Origin of the sequence: Massilia sp. UMI-21, assembly GCA_015277795.1 — a bacterium.
Taxonomy (GTDB): Bacteria; Pseudomonadota; Gammaproteobacteria; order Burkholderiales; family Burkholderiaceae_D; genus Telluria.
Genome location: CP063848.1, coordinates 3,923,688 through 3,939,940 on the forward strand (window position 1 = coordinate 3,923,688; position 16,253 = coordinate 3,939,940).

Consider the following 16,253-nt stretch of genomic DNA (forward strand, 5'->3'; position numbering starts at 1 on the left):
GAGGCGAATGAAAGCCCTGAGCTACTGTAACCTGTTTTGCCACTTTTTGTCGTACTGCTACGGCTATTTCTGCTCCTTGGCAAATGGGTTCTTGCCGCTCTTGAGCTCGATACGAACCGGGGTGCCGACCAGATTGAAGGTGTCACGGAAATGCCGCTCCAGGTAGCGCTTGTAGGGCTCGCTGACGGCTTCCAGCGCGTTACCGTGGATGACGATGATCGGCGGATTCTGTCCGCCCTGGTGGGCGTAGCGCAGCTTGGGACGCGTGCTGCCCTTGCGCTTCGGCTCCTGCTTTTCGATTGCTTCCTGCAGCGCGCGGGTCAGGCGCGGGGTCGACAGGTTGGCGGTGGCGGCGGCATAGGCGGCGTCCACCGACTTCATCAGCTGGCTGATGCCGGTACCCTTGAGCGCCGACACGAAGTGGGTTTTTGCGAAGGACAGGAAGTCCAGCTTGCGGTCGAGGTCGATCTTGACCTCGTCGCGGTCATCCGACTGCAGGCCATCCCATTTGTTCACCGCCACCACCAGCGCCCTGCCCGACTCCAGGATGAAGCCGGCAATGTGGGCGTCCTGCTCGGAGATGTCCTGCTGGGCGTCGAGCAGCAGCACGATCACGTTGGCGTCCGAGATCGACTGCATGGTCTTGACCACCGAGAATTTCTCGATCGCCTCGAAGATCTTGCCGCGGCGGCGGATGCCGGCGGTGTCGATCAGCGTGTATTTCTTGCCTTCGCGCTCGAACGGCACTTCGATCGAGTCGCGGGTGGTGCCCGGCATGTCGAAGGCGATCACGCGCTGCTCGCCGACCAGGGTGTTGATCAGGGTCGATTTGCCGACGTTCGGGCGGCCGACGATGGCGATCTTGATGCCATGGTCGGGATGCTCGGGTTCGTCTTCTTCGTCGGTACGGTTCGCGAAGGCGACATCGAGCGCCTCGTTCACCAGGTCGTGCACGCCGTCGCCGTGGGCGGCGGAGATGACGTAGGGGTCGCCCATGCCGAGTTCGTAGAAGTCGGCGGTGACCGAGGTGTACTTCATGCCCTCGGACTTGTTAACCACCAACATGACCTTGCGGCCCGACTTGCGCAGGTAATCGGTGATGGTCTTGTCGTGCGGGGTCAGGCCCTGGCGACCGTCGACGATGAACACGACGACGTCGGCTTCGGCCACCGCCTGGCGCGTCTGCAGCGCCATCTCGTGCATGATGCCCTCTTTGGCCACCGGTTCGAAACCGCCGGTGTCGATGACCAGGAACGGGCGTTCGCCGATCCGGCCTTCGCCATAGTGGCGGTCGCGGGTCAGGCCAGGGAGGTCGGCAACCAGCGCGTCCCGCGAACGGGTCAGGCGGTTGAATAGGGTCGACTTCCCGACGTTCGGGCGACCAACGAGTGCAATTACCGGCTTCATGGTGTTATTTTATTCGACCGCAATGGCGGCCACAGTTCCATTTTGTGTTTGAAAAATCAGGTGCGATCCAGCCACCAGCGGAGTGCCGATGACGGCGCTGCCATCAAGGGAGGCGCGCGCAAGGAAGGATCCATCCTCGCGCGACAGGAAATGCACGATGCCCTGGTAGTCGCCCACGGCCACGGCGCGGCCATAGGAGACCGGGGTCGACAGCCGGCGGAAGCTCAGCTTGTCGTTCTTCCAGGCGCTCGATCCGGTGTCGCGGTTGAAGGCGAACAGCGCGCCCTTGTCGTCCGGCGCGAACACGAAGCGCTGGTCGACGGCGACGCCGACTTCGGACGACAGGTCGCGGGTCCACTTGGCCGAACCGGCGGCGGCGTCGAAGCAGCCGACGCGGCCCTGGTAGGACACCGCGCAGACATCGCCTTCGAACAGCACCGGGGCGCCACCGATGTCGGTCACGCGCTCGAGTTCGGTCGCGCCGCGCGCCACGCCCACTTCCAGGTCCCAGCGCGGTGCGCCGGTCGCCAGGATGAACGAGGACAGGCGGCCGGCCGGCTGGGCGATGATGACGTCGCTGCCGTTGATGATCATGCCCGGCGCGGTGCGCAGGGTCAGGGCCGGCGAGGTGCGCTGCACGGTCCATTTCTTTTCGCCGGTCTGGGCGTCCAGGCCGACGATGCGGTTGTCCAGGCTGCGTGCGACGACGATGCCCTGCCCCACCACCGGCGAGGACAGGATCTCGCTCGACAGCTGCGCGGTCCACAGCTTCTTGCCATCCATGTCGAAGGCCAGCACGGTGCCCTTGGCGCCGCCGACCACGATCAGGTTGCCGTCGGTGCCGACGCCGGCGCTCAGCTCGGTGCCGGCCTTGGTGCGCCACAGCTGCTTGCCGGTGGCCGCTTCGACGCGGGCGATGTCGCCGCCGCCGCCGGCCACCACCACGGTGTTGCCGGCCAGCGCCGGCGAGAAGCTGTACGGTCCGGCCTTGCCGATGTCGAGCTTCCATGCGGTACGCACGGCCATCGTCGCCTTCAGCTCGACCAGCGGCGCCGGCTGGTCGGTCTTCGGCTTGGAGAAGGGATTGAGCGAGCTGAAGGAGGGCATCGAGGGAAGGCTCGAGCAGCCCGTCATCAGGGCCAGTACACCAACACCAACAAGTTTGCTGCTAATACGCATATTCTTTAACCTTGTTCCTGGACTGTAGAAACCGCGAAACCCGCGCGCGCCTTGGCGGCGGGCGCGGGCCTGTCAATCTTGGGTATTACGCGGCTGCCTTGGCGTCTGCGGCTTGCGCCGGCACCGTACCGCCGATGGCTTCGAGCTTCACCTGGACCAGCTGGCGGCCCGGGTTATCCTTGTGCATCGCCGCCAGCGCGGCCACGTAGGCCTGGCGCGCCTCGGCAATCTTGTTTTGCGCCACCAGCACGTCGCCCTTGCGGTCCGCCACTTCGGCCGAGAACTGCGCCGGGAAGCTCTGGCCGAGCAGCTTGAGCGCGGCGTCGTAGGCCTTCTCGTCGAGCAGCACGCCGGCCAGGCGCAGCTTGGCGATGGCCTGGTATTCCTCGTCGCCGTGGTCCACCGCCCACTGCAGCTGGGCCTTGGCGGTCTTCAGGTCGGTCGCGTCGAACGCGGCCTTGGCGGCGGCCAGCGCCGCCATCGGCGCGTAGACCGTGCCCTCGTACTTGTTCTGGATGTCGCCGGCGATGCGCTGGGTCTTGGCGTTGTCGCTGGCCGCCAGCGCCGCCTGGAGTTCGTCGTACAGCGCCGAGGCCTCGACGGCCTGGGTGCGCTTGTGCGATTGCCAGAAATTGTAGCCGGCGTAGGACAGCAGCGCGACGATCAGCACGCCCATGATGAGGTTGCCGAAACGCGCCCAGAAGGCCTTGAAGTTCGCTATCTGTTCCTGTTCTTCGAGATCGTATGCCATGGTCTGCTCTGTGTTGTTCTAGTGGTGGTGGATCGGTGCTGTTGCCGCCCGCTGAAGGCGATCAGGGACGGTGGTGATGCCCGTGCTCGTTGCAGTTCTCGTCGTCGCAGTCGTGCTCGCCGCCGCCGACGATCTGGTCGACCACATGGTCGACCACGTTCTCGAAGGCGACTTTGGCCTGCTGCTGTTCGCCGCCCTGGCTGGCGAATTCGCCGCGCATGGCCTTGACCACGGCCTGGCCGGAAGCAATCTCGTCTTCGCCGATGATCACGGCAAAGGCCGCGCCGCTGCCGTCGGCCTTCTTCATCTGGCTCTTGAAGCTGCCCGCGCCTGCCGGCGTTGCGCAATGTAACACAACATCCAGGCCGGCATCCCGAAGACGCTCGCCCAGGATGAAGGCCTGAGCCTGGGCTTGCTCGCCCTGGTGGACCAGGTACACGTCGCACTGCGCCGGGGCGGCGCTGTCGCCCAGCCCCTTCATCAGCTCGATGATGCGCTCGATGCCCATCGCGAAACCGATCGCCGGGGTGGCCTTGCCGCCGAACTGTTCGATCAGCGGGTCGTAGCGCCCGCCCGCGCAGATCGTGCCCTGCGAGCCCAGCTCGTCGGTGACCCACTCGAACACGGTGCGGTTGTAGTAGTCGAGGCCGCGCACCAGGCGCGGGTTGATGGTGTACTGCACCGCGTTGCGGTCGAGGATCTTCTTCAGGCCGTTCAAGTGGGCCAGCGACTCCTCGCCCAGGTAGTCGAGCAGCTTGGGCGCGCCGTTGACCATGTCCTGCATCGCCGGGTTCTTGGTGTCCAGGATGCGCAGCGGATTGCTGTGCAGGCGGCGCTTGGCCTCGGCGTCGAGGATGTCCTCGTGCTGTTCGAGATAGGCGATCAGGTCGGCGCGGTGGCGCAGGCGCTCGTCGGCGTTGCCGATCGAATTCAGCTCGAGACGCACGTTCTGCAGGCCGAGGTCGTCCCACAGGCGGCGGCACAGCATGATCAGCTCGGCGTCGATGTCCGGGCCCGAGAAGCCGACGGCTTCGGCGCCGAACTGGAAGAACTGGCGGTAGCGGCCGCGCTGCGGGCGCTCGTGGCGGAACATCGGGCCCTTGTACCACAGGCGCTTGGGGCCGTCGTACACCAGGTTATGTTCCAGCACGGCGCGCACCACGCCGGCGGTGCCTTCCGGACGCAGGGTCAGCTGGTCGCCGTTCATCGAATCCTCGAAGGAGTACATCTCCTTCTCGACGATGTCGGTGACGGCGCCGATGGCGCGCGCGAACAGCGAGGTATCCTCGACGATCGGGGTGACGATCTTCTGGTAGCCGTAGCTCTTCAGGATGGTCTCGGCGGTGTTCTCGAACAGCTCCCACATCGGTGCGTCTTGCGGGAGGATGTCGTTCATGCCTTTGACGGCGACGATTTTTTCTGGTTTGGACATAGTTTCTTTCGCTCTTGTAGGGTGGGCGGCTCCGCCGCCCGCGCGTTCAACTCACGGATGCACTGTGGCAGAGCACCAGGAAGTTGGACGCGTGGGCGTTTGTAATTCCGGGCACTGCCCGAAATTACCCCGCCCACCCTACCAATTCATTCCGTCACCGCTTCGCGGCTGTAGTTCTTCTGTACGTAATTCAGCACGATGGTCTTGAACTCGTCCACGATACGCTCGCCGCGCAAGGTGGCGAACTTCTGGCCGTCGACGAACACCGGCGCCGCCGGCGATTCGCCCGTACCCGGCAGGCTGATGCCGATGTTCGCGTGCTTCGATTCGCCCGGGCCGTTGACGATGCAGCCCATCACGGCCACGTTCATCGCTTCCACGCCCGGATAGGTCTTCTTCCACTCCGGCATCTGCTCGCGCAGGAAGGTCTGGATGTTGTCCGCCAGCTCCTGGAACACGGTCGAGGTCGTGCGGCCGCAACCCGGGCAGGCGATCACCATCGGGGTGAACTTGCGCAGGCCCATGGTCTGCAGGATTTCCTGGCCGACCACGACTTCCCTGGTGCGGTCGCCGCCCGGTTCCGGCGTGAGCGAGATGCGGACGGTGTCGCCGATGCCTTCCTGCAGCAGCACCGACAGTGCAGCGGTCGAGGCGACGATGCCCTTGCTGCCCATGCCGGCCTCGGTCAGGCCCAGGTGCAGCGGGTAGTCGCAGCGACGCGCCAGTTCGCGGTAGACCGCGATCAGGTCCTGCACGCCCGACACCTTGCACGACAAAATGATCTTGTCGCGCGCCAGGCCCACTTCTTCGGCGCGCACCGCGTTCTCGATCGCGGAAGTGATGAGCGCTTCGTACATCACGGCCTGGGCGCTCCAGGGCGTGGCGCGCGCGGCATTCTCGTCCATGATGCGGGCCAGTAGCGTTTGATCCAGGCTGCCCCAGTTGACGCCGATGCGCACCGGCTTGTCGTATCTTGCCGCGATCTCGATCATCTGGGCGAACTGGGTGTCGCGCTTGGCGCCCTGCCCCACGTTGCCCGGGTTGATGCGGTATTTCGACAGCGCCTGCGCGCATTCCGGATAGTCGCGCAGCAGCAGGTGGCCGTTGTAGTGGAAGTCGCCCACCAGCGGAGTGTCGATCTCCATGCGGTCGAGCTGTTCGCGGATCGCCGGCACCGCGGCGGCGGCGGCCGGCGTGTCCACCGTGATGCGCACGATCTCGGAACCGGCGCGCGCCAGTTCCTTGACCTGGATCGCGGTGCCGATCGCGTCGGCCGTATCGGTGTTGGTCATCGACTGCACCACCACCGGCGCATCGCCGCCGACCCAGACGGTACGCGCGCCGTGCGAAACCGCGACCTTCCGGCTGGCGCGGCGCGCGAGCGGGCCCGAGGGAATCGGTTGGCCGAGGCAGGATTCGTTCACGATCATGTTCTGTTCCCGATCTTTCATTCTTTACTTCAAGGACACTTGCGCGAATGTCTTGCCCGGCACCTGCTGCAGGGCGACCGCCGCGCCACGCAGGGTGGCCGTCACGCCGGCAGGGTTACCGACGGTCAGCACGACCGGTCCGGCGACCTCGACGGTTTCCAGCGAACCGGCCTTGACCTCGCGCCAGATCAGCGGCTTGCCGCCGCCGACCGGACGCACGCCGATCCAGGCGTCTTCACGCACGTTCAGCACGAGCGCATTGGCGCCCGCGGCCGCCGCGCTTGGCGGCGCCGCCGCCGGCACTGCCGCGGCGACGGCAGGCGCCGGCGTCGTCACGGCGGAGGCCGGCGCGGACGGCGTCGCGCCTGGCGTGCCCGAGGGAGCGGCCGCTGCCGGCGCAGTGCCTTCGCCGGCGGGCGCCGGCACCGAGATCAGCGGCACCGACGGGTGCTGCAGCGCATCCTGCGCAGGCAAGGGGGTGGCGCCCTGGAGTGCCGGCGCGGCCACCGGCGACTCGAGCACGGCGGTGCTGGCGCCATCCGCCGGGCGGCTGCCCGGGAGCAGGCCGAAGTGCCACAGCGCGAAGCCGGCCGCGATCACGGCCGCGGCGCCGAAGAAGGCGCCGGTCGGCACCTTGCTGCGCTTGCCGCCGATCGGGAAGCGGCTTTGCGAGAACGAGGCCGGGCGCTGTTCGCGGCGCGGAATCGATGCGGTCGCGCCGGCCTGGGCTTCCGGCGGCATGTTCATCGGGATCGCTGCCACCAGCGGGGTGGCGTCGATCTTCAGGAGTTTGGCGTAGGCGCGCACGAAACCGCGCGTCACGGCCGGGCTCGGGAGCGAAGCGTGATCGCCGGCTTCCAGCGCCACCACCTGGCGCGGCGCCAGCTTCAGCTGGTCGGCCACCTGCTCCACGCTCCAGCCCATCGCTTCGCGCTGGGATTGCAGGGTCTTGCCGGGGACGCCGGCGTCGTTACCCGGCGTGGCCGGCTGGTCTGCATGCTCGTTCATTGTCCTCGTCTCACTTTGAGTGTTTCACTCATCAAATGCGCCGCGCTCGAAGGCCGTGTACTCGGGCGAACCGGGGAAGCGCCGCCGCAGCTGGGCTGCCAGGCTGGCCTCGCGGGTCCGGTCGCCCAGCTTGCGCTGCACGCGCAGCGCCAGCCAGAGCGCATCGGCCGACAGCGTGTCGAGTTTCGACGTCTCGATCAGGCGGTTAATGAAAAAACCGGCGCGCTGGTAGTCGCGCCGCTCGTAATAGATCCGCGCCAGGCCGGCATTCGTGGCCTGCAGGTCAGGGTTGTAGCGCACGGCCTCCAGCAGGTAGCGCTCGGCGGCCTGGAAATCGCGGCTGCGGATGCTGCACACGCCCGCATTCACCAGCGCGCTCACCGGCGTCCGGTAGGCCCGGTCGCGCAGCGCCGCATCGAAGTAAGGCATCGCCTGCGCCGGCTTGTCCAGCGACTGGCACAGGAAGGAACCGTAGTTGTTCGACAGCTCCGGGTTGCCCGGCTCGATGCGCAGCGCGGTCCGGTAGTTCTCGTCGGCCAGCGCCAGCCTGCCCATCGCGGTGTAGATCAGGGCCCGCAGGCCGTAGGCCTCGGCATTGTCCGGCTCGGCGGCGATCGCCTTCTTGACCTCGTCCAGCGCGGTGTCGTACTGGGCGTTCTGGTAGTAGCCGACCGCCAGCTGCATGCGGATCGAGGCGCGCTTCTCCGCCGCCGTCTGGTCCGACGCGGTCTTCAGTTCGCCGCCGCCATTGCCGGCGCAGCCCGCCAGGAGGGCAAGCGCGAACACGGGCGCGACCAGGAACGCAGCGCGGCCGGCGAAGCGCGCCATCAGGACGGGATCTCCACGATGCGGCCGAAGTCGGCGCCGAACTTGTTCTGGTACTCGGCCATCTTTTCCATGCGCTGGGCCACGCGGGTGCGGTCCTGCACCTCGCCGGCCAACTGGCCGCAGGCGGCGTCGATGTCGTCGCCGCGCGTCTTGCGCACGGTGGTCACGATGCCGGCGTCCATCAGCACCTGGGCGAAGGCCTTGATGCGCGGGTTCTTCGAGCGCGTCAGGCCCGATTCCGGGAACGGATTGAACGGGATCAGGTTGAACTTGCAGTTCACCCCGACGGCCGGATCGTTCACCAGGGCGATCAGTTCGCGCGCATGCTCGTCGCTGTCGTTGAAGCCGTCGAGCATGCAGTATTCGAAGGTAATGAAGTCGCGCGGGGCGAATTCGAGGTAGCGCTTGCAGGCGGCCAGCAGCTCGCGCAGCGGGTATTTCTTATTCAACGGCACCAGGATGTCGCGCAGGGCGTCGTTCGACGCGTGCAGCGACACCGCCAGGGCCACCGGCACGTCCTGCGCCAGCTTGTCGATGTTCGGGACCACGCCCGAGGTCGACAGCGTCACGCGGCGGCGCGACAGGCCGTAGGCGTTATCGTCGAGCATCAGCTTGAGCGCGGTGACGGTCGGCTCGTAGTTGAGCAGCGGCTCGCCCATGCCCATCATGACCACGTTGGTGATCTGGCGCTCGCCCTTCGGGCCCGGCTCGATGCCCTTGGTACGGCGCAGCTCGAACTCGGCCATCCACAGCTGGCCGATGATCTCGGCCACGGTGAGGTTGCGGTTGAAGCCCTGCTTGCCGGTCGAGCAGAAGCGGCAGTTGACGGCGCAGCCGGCCTGCGTCGAGATGCACAGCGTGCCGCGGTTTTCTTCCGGGATGAACACGGTTTCCACGGCGTTGCCGTTGCCGACGTCGACCAGCCACTTGCGGGTGCCGTCCGTCGAGGTATGGTCGCTGATGATGCCGGGGGCACGGATCTCGGCGCGGGTCTTGAGTTTTTCGCGCAGCGACTTGGCCAGGTCGGTCATGTCGTCGAAGTCTTGCGCTCCGAACTGGTGGATCCAGCGCTGCAGTTGCTTGGCCCGGAACGGTTTCTCACCCAGCTCGGCGCAGTACGCAATGAGTTGCGCGGGATCGAAGTCCAGCAGGTTGGTGAGCGTCGTCATGGCAAAATCCTTTATTCCTGAAACCACTCGCGCCGGCCCGGGGCCGCGGGCGAGTGGCTTACCTCTTTCAATTAGTCCGGGGAGAATTCGACCGGGGCGCGCCCGGACTGCGCTGCCATACCGGCCGTCCCCCTGCTAATTAACGCGAGTAGACGTTCAGTGCCGGGAAGAAGTACGCGATTTCCTGGGCAGCGGTTTCAGCGGCGTCCGAACCGTGGACGGCGTTGGCGTCGATCGAGTCGGCGAAGTCGGCGCGGATGGTGCCGGCGTCGGCTTTCTTCGGATCGGTCGCGCCCATCAGGTCGCGGTTCTTCAGGATCGCGCCTTCGCCTTCGAGCACCTGGATCATGACCGGACCCGAGATCATGAAGTTGACCAGGTCCTTGAAGAACGGACGTGCCGCGTGCACGGCGTAGAAGCCTTCGGCTTCGGCCTGCGACAGCTGGGTCATGCGTGCAGCGACGACTTTCAGGCCAGCGCCTTCGAAGCGGCTATAGATTTGGCCGATCACGTTTTTTGCAACTGCGTCCGGTTTGATGATCGACAGGGTGCGTTCGATTGCCATTTAAAAACTCCAATAAAAAGAAAGGTTTGGATCAAGAACTTGGTGAGAGTCTGCAACAACTTTTATGAACTCAATCAACCTTTAATTTTACCATACATCCCTCATATAACCGATATTGCAGCACTGGCAAGCAAAGTGGTAGAGTTGCACCGTAAAACCGTCCTGTTTTCATCCACGCTTAAGCTCCTTCGTGTATGTTTTCAGTGACGGCTCATCCATCAACCGGAGGCACCATGTTCCCTAATTCGCAACCCCGCAGCACGATCGACCTGACCAAAGCCGGTCGGGGCCAGGTCGCACGCAACAATGTCTTGCGCAACACCTACTGGCTGCTGGCGCTGTCGATGATCCCGACCGTGCTGGGCGCGTACCTCGGCGTGTCGCTCAACCTGATGGCCGGCATCGGCGGGTTGGGCTTCCTGGCCCTGATGCTGGTCGCGTTCGGCTTCATTTTCGCGATCCAGAAGTACAAGGATTCCGCCGTCGGCCTGGGCTTGCTGCTGACCTTCACCTTCATCATGGGCCTGATGCTGACCCCGCTGCTGCAGCACACCCTCGGCTACAGCAATGGCGGCACCCTGATCATGACCGCCTTCGGCGGCACCGCCTGCGTGTTCGCCGTGATGGCCAGCATCGCCACCACCTCCAAGCGCGACTTCTCGGGCATGGGCAGCTGGCTGATGGCCGGCGTGATCGTGCTGGTCCTGGCTGCGATCGCCAACATCTTCCTGCAGATGTCGGCCCTGACGATCGTCGTCTCGGTGCTGGCGATCGGCATCTTCTCGGCCTTCATCCTGTATGACGTGCAGCGCATCGTCAACGGCGGCGAGACCAACTACATCAGCGCCACGCTGTCGATCTACCTGGACGTGTACAACATCTTCACCAGCCTGCTGCGCCTGCTGGGCATTTTCGGCGGCGACGACTAAGCGGTTTCAGCCGCAATGAACAAGCCGACCCGCGGGTCGGCTTTTTTGTTGTCGCGTGCTAATGCGGTTTTCGTAGGGTGGGCAGGTCTCCTGCCCACGCGTTCAAATCACGGAGAAGCCGCCGGAGCGCTATTCATCCACCAACTATCGCCGCGTGGGCGTTTGTAATTCCGGGCGTTGCCCGAATTTACCCCGCCCACCCTGCGTCAAGCGGCGTCGGCGGGCACTTCGTACGCGGCGGCAGCGACCGGCTTCGGTCCCAGCTCGAACACCGCGATCGACTCCACGTGCGAGGTATGCGGGAACATATTGCACACCCCCGCCTTCTTCAGCACGTAACCTGCCTTGTGCACCAGGATGCCGGCATCGCGCGCCAGCGTCGACGGGCTGCACGAGACGTACACGATCCGCTGCGGCATCAGTTCCTCGTGGGTCTGGCGCAGCTCGGCCAGCGCCAGCGACAGCGCCATCGCGCCGTCGCGCGGCGGATCGACCAGCATGCGGTCGAATTTGCCCAGCACGACCAGGTCGTCCTTCGTCACTTCGAACAGGTTGCGGGTCGAGAACGCCGTCTTGGCCGCCAGCCCGTTGGCCTGTGCGTTCTCCAGCGCGCGCGTGGTCAGCGCGGTGCTGCCTTCGATGCCGACCACCTCGCCCGCCCGGGTCGCCAGCGGCAGCGTGAAGTTGCCCAGGCCGCAGAACAGGTCGGCCACGCGCTCGCCCGGCTGCACCGCCAAGAGGCGCAGCGCCTTCGACACCAGCACGCGGTTGATCTGGTGGTTCACCTGGGTGAAATCGGTCGGCTTGAAGGGCATGCGAATGCCGAACTCGGGCAGCGTGTAGTAGAGCTCCTTGCCCAGGGGGTAGTACGGATAGGCCGTGTCCGGGCCCTTCGGCTGCAGCCACCACTGGATGTCCCACTTGTCGGCGAAGGCTTTCGCCAGTTCCTCGTCGGCCGGGCTGAGCGGGGCCATGATGCGCAGCACCAGCACCGTGACTTCTTCGCCGATCGCGACCTCGATCTGCGGAAGCTGGTTGTAGATCGACAGCTGGCCGATGAATTCGCGCAGCGGCACGATCAGGCGGGCGACGTGGTCCGGCAGGATCTCGCAGTAGGTGATGTCGGCCACGTAGGACGAGGCGCGCTCGTGGAAGCCGACCAGCACCCCGCCCTTCTTGGCCACGTGGCGCACCGACAGGCGCGCCCGGAAGCGGTAGTCCCAGGTCGGGCCGTACAGCGGACGCATGATGTTCTCGGACTTCACCTTGCCCAGGTGCCAGAGGTTGTCCTCGAGCACGCGCTGCTTCATCGCCACCTGGCTTGATGCCTCCAGGTGCTGCATCGAGCAGCCGCCGCAATAGCCGAAATGCTTGCACTTCGGCTCCACGCGCATCGACGAGGCGCGCTGCAGGGTGAGCATGCGGCCCGACTCCCAGTTCTTCTTCTTGCGCAGCGTCTCGAAACTGACGCGTTCGCCCGGCAGCGCGCCTTCGACGAAGATGACCTTGCCCGGCGTGCCGTCTTCATTCTCGAGGTGACCGACGCCGCGCGCGTCGGCATCCAGGGCTTTGATGTCGATGAAAATTTCTTGCATGGTGGTGAATAAAAGAAGTGGGCACAGGACAGGCTGTGCAGGGAGTTCGCAAATAAAAAATGGGCGCATTCGCCCGGCGGAGATGATAACAAGGAAATGGGGTGGCCGCTACCGGGAGGGCCGGCCTGGCGACGGCAGCCCCTACAACAGCGAGTCGCGCACCACGCCGCGCGCCGCCATCGCCCGCTTGAGCTTGACCAGCGCCTCCTGCTGGATCTGGCGCACCCGTTCGCGCGTCACGCCCATCTCTTCGGCCAGGGTCTCGAGCGTGGCCGGATCGTCGTTGTCCAGGCCGAAGCGCCGCGTCACCACCTGGCGCTGCTTGTCGGGCAAGCGCCCCAGCCAGTCGCGCACCAGCAGCGTCATTTCGTGATGCTCGGCGCGGGCGTCCGGACTGGCCTCGCCATCGTCGGGCAGCATGTCCATCAGGCTGGAAGTGGGGTCGTTGTCGAGCGGGGCGTCGAGCGAAGCCGCGTGCTCGGACAGCGCCAGGATGTCCTGCACCTCTTCCACCGGCCGGCCCACCAGGCTGGCGATGTCTTCGCAGGTGGCTTCCTTGCCGTCGTGCTTCTGGGCCTCGAGGTGGTACTTGGCGCGCAGGACCCCGTTGAGTTCGCGCACCATGTGCACCGGCAAGCGCACCGTGCGCGCCTGGTTCATGATGGCGCGCTCGATGCTCTGGCGGATCCACCAGGTGGCGTAGGTGGAAAAACGGAAGCCGCGCTCGGGCTCGAACTTGTCGATCGCGCGCATCAGTCCGATATTGCCTTCTTCGATCAGGTCGAGCAGCACGACCCCGCGGTTGATGTAGTGCTTGGCGATCGAGACGACCAGGCGCAGGTTATGCTCGATCATCTTCTGGCGCGCCGCGAAGTCGCCCGCCTTGGCCAGGGTGGCCACCTGGACTTCCTCGGCCGCGCTCAGGAGCGGCCGGGTGCCGATCTGGTTCAGGTAGTGCTGGGTGGTGTCGGTGGCGAGCTCGGCCTGCAAGACCTTGCGCAGCTCGTCCACCGTGTCGACGGCCGGCTCGATCTCGGGGACGCTCGCCAGCACCTCGGCCCCATCGGCCGCAAGCGCACCGTCGCGTTCCGGTTCGTCCGGAAACTCGTCTGTCTCCTGCTGGTCCAGCGAGTGCGGCGGCTGCGTCATACCCTCCCTACCCTTCCCACCTTTTATCGGCCGGGCAGGAACCTCGACGGATCGACGGGTTTGCCCTGTTGGCGGATCTCGAAATGCAATTTGACCGAGTCGGCGTCCGAATCGCCCATTTCCGCAATCATCTGGCCCTTGGCCACGTTATCGCCTTCCTTGACGACGATCTTGCGGTTGTGCGCGTAGGCCGACAGCAAGCTGTTGTTGTGCTTGACGATCACGAGGTTACCATAACCCCGGATGCCACTACCAGCGTACATCACCTTGCCGGCGCCTGCCGCCACCACCTGTTGTCCGGGACGGCCGGCGATATCGATGCCCTTGTTGCGGCCTTCGTCGAAGCTGGCGACGATGCGGCCGTCGGCCGGCCACATCCAGCTCAGCCGGTCTTCGTCGCCGGCGCCCGCGGCGCTGCCGGCAGCGACAGCGGGGGCCGGGGCGGCCGCCGGCGTTGCAGCGACGGGACGGACCGGCTCGTTGCGTGCCGGCGCATCCGACGGGTTGGCGGCGACGCTATCGCTGTAGGGCTGCTTGTCGGCGCGCGGCGCGCTCTTGCGCGGCGGCGTCGGGCTCGGCGGCATCGGGACGGGCTGGGTCTGCACGTTGGCGGCGCGCTCGCCGCGTTCCGGCGGCGCGACGCGCAAGACCTGGCCGACCTTGATGTCGTCCGGATCGCGCAGCTTGTTCCAGGCGACCAGGTCGCGGTAGTCTTCGCCGTTGTCCAGCGCGATGCGCAGCAGGGTGTCGCCGCGGCGCACGGTGTACATGCCCTTCTCGTCCTTCGCGTCGTCGGCGCGGGTGGCCGGAGCCGGGCGCGCCTGCGACGCTTTCGGGCCGGCGGTACGCTCGACAACCGGGGCCTGGCGCGTGACGGAGTTACAACCGGCCAGCAGGCCGAGGGCGAGGGTGAGCAGTGCTAATCGGGGTGCTTGGTTCATTGTCTTTCTGTTTCTGTTCATGTTCTGTGGCGCGCTGCCCGGCTCCAGGCCAGGCGCTGCACGCGGCGGACATCGGCGGCCGAAGCCATGCCGATCGGGCCAGGCTCTTCAACGCCGGCGGAGCCGGTCGCGTTGACCCGGCAGTAGTGGCACCAGGCAGGGCCGGGCATCGGCGCGGCGCCAGGGCGCACGCCGGCGCGCGGACACGCCGCGCTAAATGGTACCGGGACGCAGCGGCACGAAATGGCACGCTTCCAGCGTTTCGCTGGCCCATTCGCTCTTGCCGATGCGGGTAATGCGTTGCAGGTGCTGGACCTGGGCGCCGACCGGCGCGACGAGGTGCGCGCCGACGGCCAACTGTTCGAGCAGCGCACGCGGCACTTCGAGTCCCGCGGCTGCGAGGATGATGCCGTCGAAAGGCGCAACCTGCGGCAAGCCTAGCATACCATCGCCATATTGCAAACGCAGGTTCGAAATCCGCAGCGGCCGCAACTTGGTCTTGGCCAGCTCGTGCAGCGGCCTGATGCGCTCGATCGAATACACCTCGCGCGCCACGAAGGACAGCACCGCGGCCTGGTAGCCGCAGCCGGTGCCGATCTCGAGCACCCTGCCCAGCTGCCTGCCTTGCTGGGGCGAGGCGCGCGTGGCCTCGCGCATCGCCTCGATCATGCGCGCCACGATGTAGGGCTGCGAAATCGTCTGGTTGTGCCCGATCGGCAGCGAGGCATCGATGTAGGCTTGCGCGGACAGGGCCGGTTCGATGAACAGGTGGCGCGGTACCGCTTCCATCGCGCTTAGCACGACGCCGTCCTTGACGCCCTGGCGCGCCACGCGCGCCACCATGGCGCGCCGCAGCGCTTCCGATGCCATCAGCTCGGAACGCTGCGCGACCGGCGCGGAAGGCGTGTGGGCCTGGGCATAGCCGGGCGGACGCGCCGACGGCGCCGTCGAGGCCGCTCCCGCGCGCGTCCCCGTTCCCACTGCGCTGCTGGCATTGCGGGTGGCGGTCTGCGGCGTCGCCACCGGCGAGGGCGCGACCGGCTTGCGGATGCCGCCGCCGGTCACGGAGGACAGCGGCAGCGGAAAGGTGCTGCGCTTGTCGGTGCTGCGCGTGTCGCTCATATGATTCCCCGCAGCAGTTCCAGCTGGGCCTTGTGGGTCAGGTCGATCTGCAGCGGCGTGATCGACACGCAGCCCTGTGCGGTGGTGTGGAAATCGGTACCCTCGCCGGCGTCGCGGCAGGCGCCGGGCGCCCCGATCCAGAAGATTTCGCGGCCGCGCGGATCCTGCGAACGGATCACCGGCTCGGCCTGGTGACGGCGGCCGAGGCGCGCGGGGGTCAGCGGGCCGATCTGCTCGTAAGGCAGGTTCGGGATGTTCACGTTGAACAGGAAGGGCAGTTCGAGCTTGTCGAAGCGGCGCTCGACGATCTCGCGTGCGACCCGGGCGGCGGCGTCGACGTGGGCCCAGCCCGAGTGCACCTGCGAGAACGCGATCGCGGGGATACCAAACAGGTAGGCTTCGGTTGCGGCCGCCACGGTGCCGGAATACAGGGTATCGTCGCCCATGTTCTGGCCATTGTTGATGCCCGAGACGACCAGGTCGGGCGGGCTGTCCATCATCGCGGTCAGGGCGACGTGGACGCAATCGGTGGGGGTGCCATTGACAAAATGAAAACCGTTCGCCGCTTTCGTGACCGTCAGCGGACGGTCGAGCGACAGCGAATTCGACGCACCCGAGCGATTGCTGTCGGGTGCGACCACCACGATGTCCGCAATCGCGGACAAGGCATCGGCCAGCGCACTGATACCAGGCGCCAGGTAGCCGTCATCGTTACTGATAAGAATTCGCATGTACGCGATTTTACCTG

General features: G+C 66.1%; 15 protein-coding genes. 1 reads left to right on the plus strand and 14 read right to left on the minus strand.

Annotation, left to right across the window (positions count from 1 at the left end; translation table 11 throughout):
• Positions 1-63 precede the first annotated feature (63 nt).
• The 9 genes from der to ndk form a co-directional block, all read right to left on the minus strand.
• Positions 64-1,407 (minus strand): ribosome biogenesis GTPase Der, encoded by a 1,344-nt coding sequence (gene der / locus IM543_17275; GenBank protein QOY93299.1) that lies wholly within the window; start codon positions 1,405-1,407, stop codon positions 64-66.
• Between the two features lie 9 nt (positions 1,408-1,416).
• Entirely contained in the window at positions 1,417-2,586 is a 1,170-nt protein-coding gene (bamB, locus tag IM543_17280) for an outer membrane protein assembly factor BamB (GenBank protein ID QOY93300.1), read from the minus strand.
• Positions 2,587-2,671: 85 nt separating this feature from the next.
• Positions 2,672-3,337, minus strand: coding sequence for a tetratricopeptide repeat protein (locus IM543_17285; protein ID QOY93301.1), 666 nt, complete (start codon positions 3,335-3,337; stop codon positions 2,672-2,674).
• Positions 3,338-3,398: 61 nt separating this feature from the next.
• Entirely contained in the window at positions 3,399-4,769 is a 1,371-nt protein-coding gene (hisS, locus tag IM543_17290; protein QOY93302.1) for a histidine--tRNA ligase, read from the minus strand.
• Between the two features lie 146 nt (positions 4,770-4,915).
• Positions 4,916-6,199 (minus strand): flavodoxin-dependent (E)-4-hydroxy-3-methylbut-2-enyl-diphosphate synthase, encoded by a 1,284-nt coding sequence (gene ispG / locus IM543_17295; protein QOY96733.1) that lies wholly within the window; start codon positions 6,197-6,199, stop codon positions 4,916-4,918.
• A 24-nt stretch (positions 6,200-6,223) separates the two neighbouring features.
• Complete coding sequence (locus IM543_17300; protein QOY93303.1) at positions 6,224-7,207, minus strand: DUF4115 domain-containing protein; 984 nt, start codon at positions 7,205-7,207, stop codon at positions 6,224-6,226.
• A gap of 24 nt (positions 7,208-7,231) precedes the next feature.
• On the minus strand, positions 7,232-8,035 hold the full coding sequence (pilW, locus tag IM543_17305; GenBank protein ID QOY93304.1) for a type IV pilus biogenesis/stability protein PilW: 804 nt from the start codon (positions 8,033-8,035) through the stop codon (positions 7,232-7,234).
• Complete coding sequence (gene rlmN / locus IM543_17310; protein ID QOY93305.1) at positions 8,035-9,204, minus strand: 23S rRNA (adenine(2503)-C(2))-methyltransferase RlmN; 1,170 nt, start codon at positions 9,202-9,204, stop codon at positions 8,035-8,037. Before rlmN ends, pilW begins: the two co-directional genes overlap by 1 nt.
• Positions 9,205-9,343: 139 nt before the next feature.
• Positions 9,344-9,769 carry a nucleoside-diphosphate kinase gene (ndk, locus tag IM543_17315; protein QOY93306.1) on the minus strand — a complete coding sequence of 142 codons (426 nt, stop codon included), beginning with the start codon at positions 9,767-9,769 and terminating at the stop codon, positions 9,344-9,346.
• 233 nt (positions 9,770-10,002) lie between these two features.
• Here ndk and IM543_17320 point away from each other — a divergent pair, with 233 nt between their 5' ends.
• Entirely contained in the window at positions 10,003-10,698 is a 696-nt protein-coding gene (locus IM543_17320) for a Bax inhibitor-1/YccA family protein (protein ID QOY93307.1), read from the plus strand.
• A gap of 206 nt (positions 10,699-10,904) precedes the next feature.
• Here IM543_17320 and rlmD read toward each other — a convergent pair whose 3' ends face one another.
• The 5 genes from rlmD to surE all read right to left on the minus strand — a co-directional run bounded on the left by rlmD (position 10,905) and on the right by surE (position 16,236).
• The gene (gene rlmD, locus IM543_17325) at positions 10,905-12,293 is read right to left on the minus strand and encodes a 23S rRNA (uracil(1939)-C(5))-methyltransferase RlmD (protein ID QOY93308.1); all 1,389 of its coding nucleotides are present in this window, start codon (positions 12,291-12,293) and stop codon (positions 10,905-10,907) included.
• A gap of 141 nt (positions 12,294-12,434) precedes the next feature.
• Complete coding sequence (rpoS, locus tag IM543_17330; GenBank protein QOY93309.1) at positions 12,435-13,442, minus strand: RNA polymerase sigma factor RpoS; 1,008 nt, start codon at positions 13,440-13,442, stop codon at positions 12,435-12,437.
• Between the two features lie 23 nt (positions 13,443-13,465).
• Positions 13,466-14,383 carry a peptidoglycan DD-metalloendopeptidase family protein gene (locus IM543_17335; protein QOY93310.1) on the minus strand — a complete coding sequence of 306 codons (918 nt, stop codon included), beginning with the start codon at positions 14,381-14,383 and terminating at the stop codon, positions 13,466-13,468.
• Between the two features lie 213 nt (positions 14,384-14,596).
• Positions 14,597-15,505, minus strand: coding sequence for a protein-L-isoaspartate(D-aspartate) O-methyltransferase (locus IM543_17340; GenBank protein QOY93311.1), 909 nt, complete (start codon positions 15,503-15,505; stop codon positions 14,597-14,599).
• Positions 15,502-16,236 (minus strand): 5'/3'-nucleotidase SurE, encoded by a 735-nt coding sequence (gene surE / locus IM543_17345; GenBank protein QOY93312.1) that lies wholly within the window; start codon positions 16,234-16,236, stop codon positions 15,502-15,504. The genes IM543_17340 and surE overlap by 4 nt, the downstream gene beginning before the upstream one ends.
• Between the last annotated feature and the right edge of the window lie 17 nt (positions 16,237-16,253).

Excerpts from the sequence above, each read along its gene's own strand:
- der (QOY93299.1), bottom strand. The coding sequence starts at position 1,407 with ATGAAGCCGGTAATTGCACTCGTTGGTCGCCCGAACGTCGGGAAGTCG.
- bamB (QOY93300.1), bottom strand. The coding sequence starts at position 2,586 with ATGCGTATTAGCAGCAAACTTGTTGGTGTTGGTGTACTGGCCCTGATG.
- IM543_17285 (QOY93301.1), bottom strand. The coding sequence starts at position 3,337 with ATGGCATACGATCTCGAAGAACAGGAACAGATAGCGAACTTCAAGGCC.
- hisS (QOY93302.1), bottom strand. The coding sequence starts at position 4,769 with ATGTCCAAACCAGAAAAAATCGTCGCCGTCAAAGGCATGAACGACATC.
- ispG (QOY96733.1), bottom strand. The coding sequence starts at position 6,199 with ATGATCGTGAACGAATCCTGCCTCGGCCAACCGATTCCCTCGGGCCCG.
- IM543_17300 (QOY93303.1), bottom strand. The coding sequence starts at position 7,207 with ATGAACGAGCATGCAGACCAGCCGGCCACGCCGGGTAACGACGCCGGC.
- pilW (QOY93304.1), bottom strand. The coding sequence starts at position 8,035 with ATGGCGCGCTTCGCCGGCCGCGCTGCGTTCCTGGTCGCGCCCGTGTTC.
- rlmN (QOY93305.1), bottom strand. The coding sequence starts at position 9,204 with ATGACGACGCTCACCAACCTGCTGGACTTCGATCCCGCGCAACTCATT.
- ndk (QOY93306.1), bottom strand. The coding sequence starts at position 9,769 with ATGGCAATCGAACGCACCCTGTCGATCATCAAACCGGACGCAGTTGCA.
- IM543_17320 (QOY93307.1), top strand. The coding sequence starts at position 10,003 with ATGTTCCCTAATTCGCAACCCCGCAGCACGATCGACCTGACCAAAGCC.
- rlmD (QOY93308.1), bottom strand. The coding sequence starts at position 12,293 with ATGCAAGAAATTTTCATCGACATCAAAGCCCTGGATGCCGACGCGCGC.
- rpoS (QOY93309.1), bottom strand. The coding sequence starts at position 13,442 with ATGACGCAGCCGCCGCACTCGCTGGACCAGCAGGAGACAGACGAGTTT.
- IM543_17335 (QOY93310.1), bottom strand. The coding sequence starts at position 14,383 with ATGAACCAAGCACCCCGATTAGCACTGCTCACCCTCGCCCTCGGCCTG.
- IM543_17340 (QOY93311.1), bottom strand. The coding sequence starts at position 15,505 with ATGAGCGACACGCGCAGCACCGACAAGCGCAGCACCTTTCCGCTGCCG.
- surE (QOY93312.1), bottom strand. The coding sequence starts at position 16,236 with ATGCGAATTCTTATCAGTAACGATGACGGCTACCTGGCGCCTGGTATC.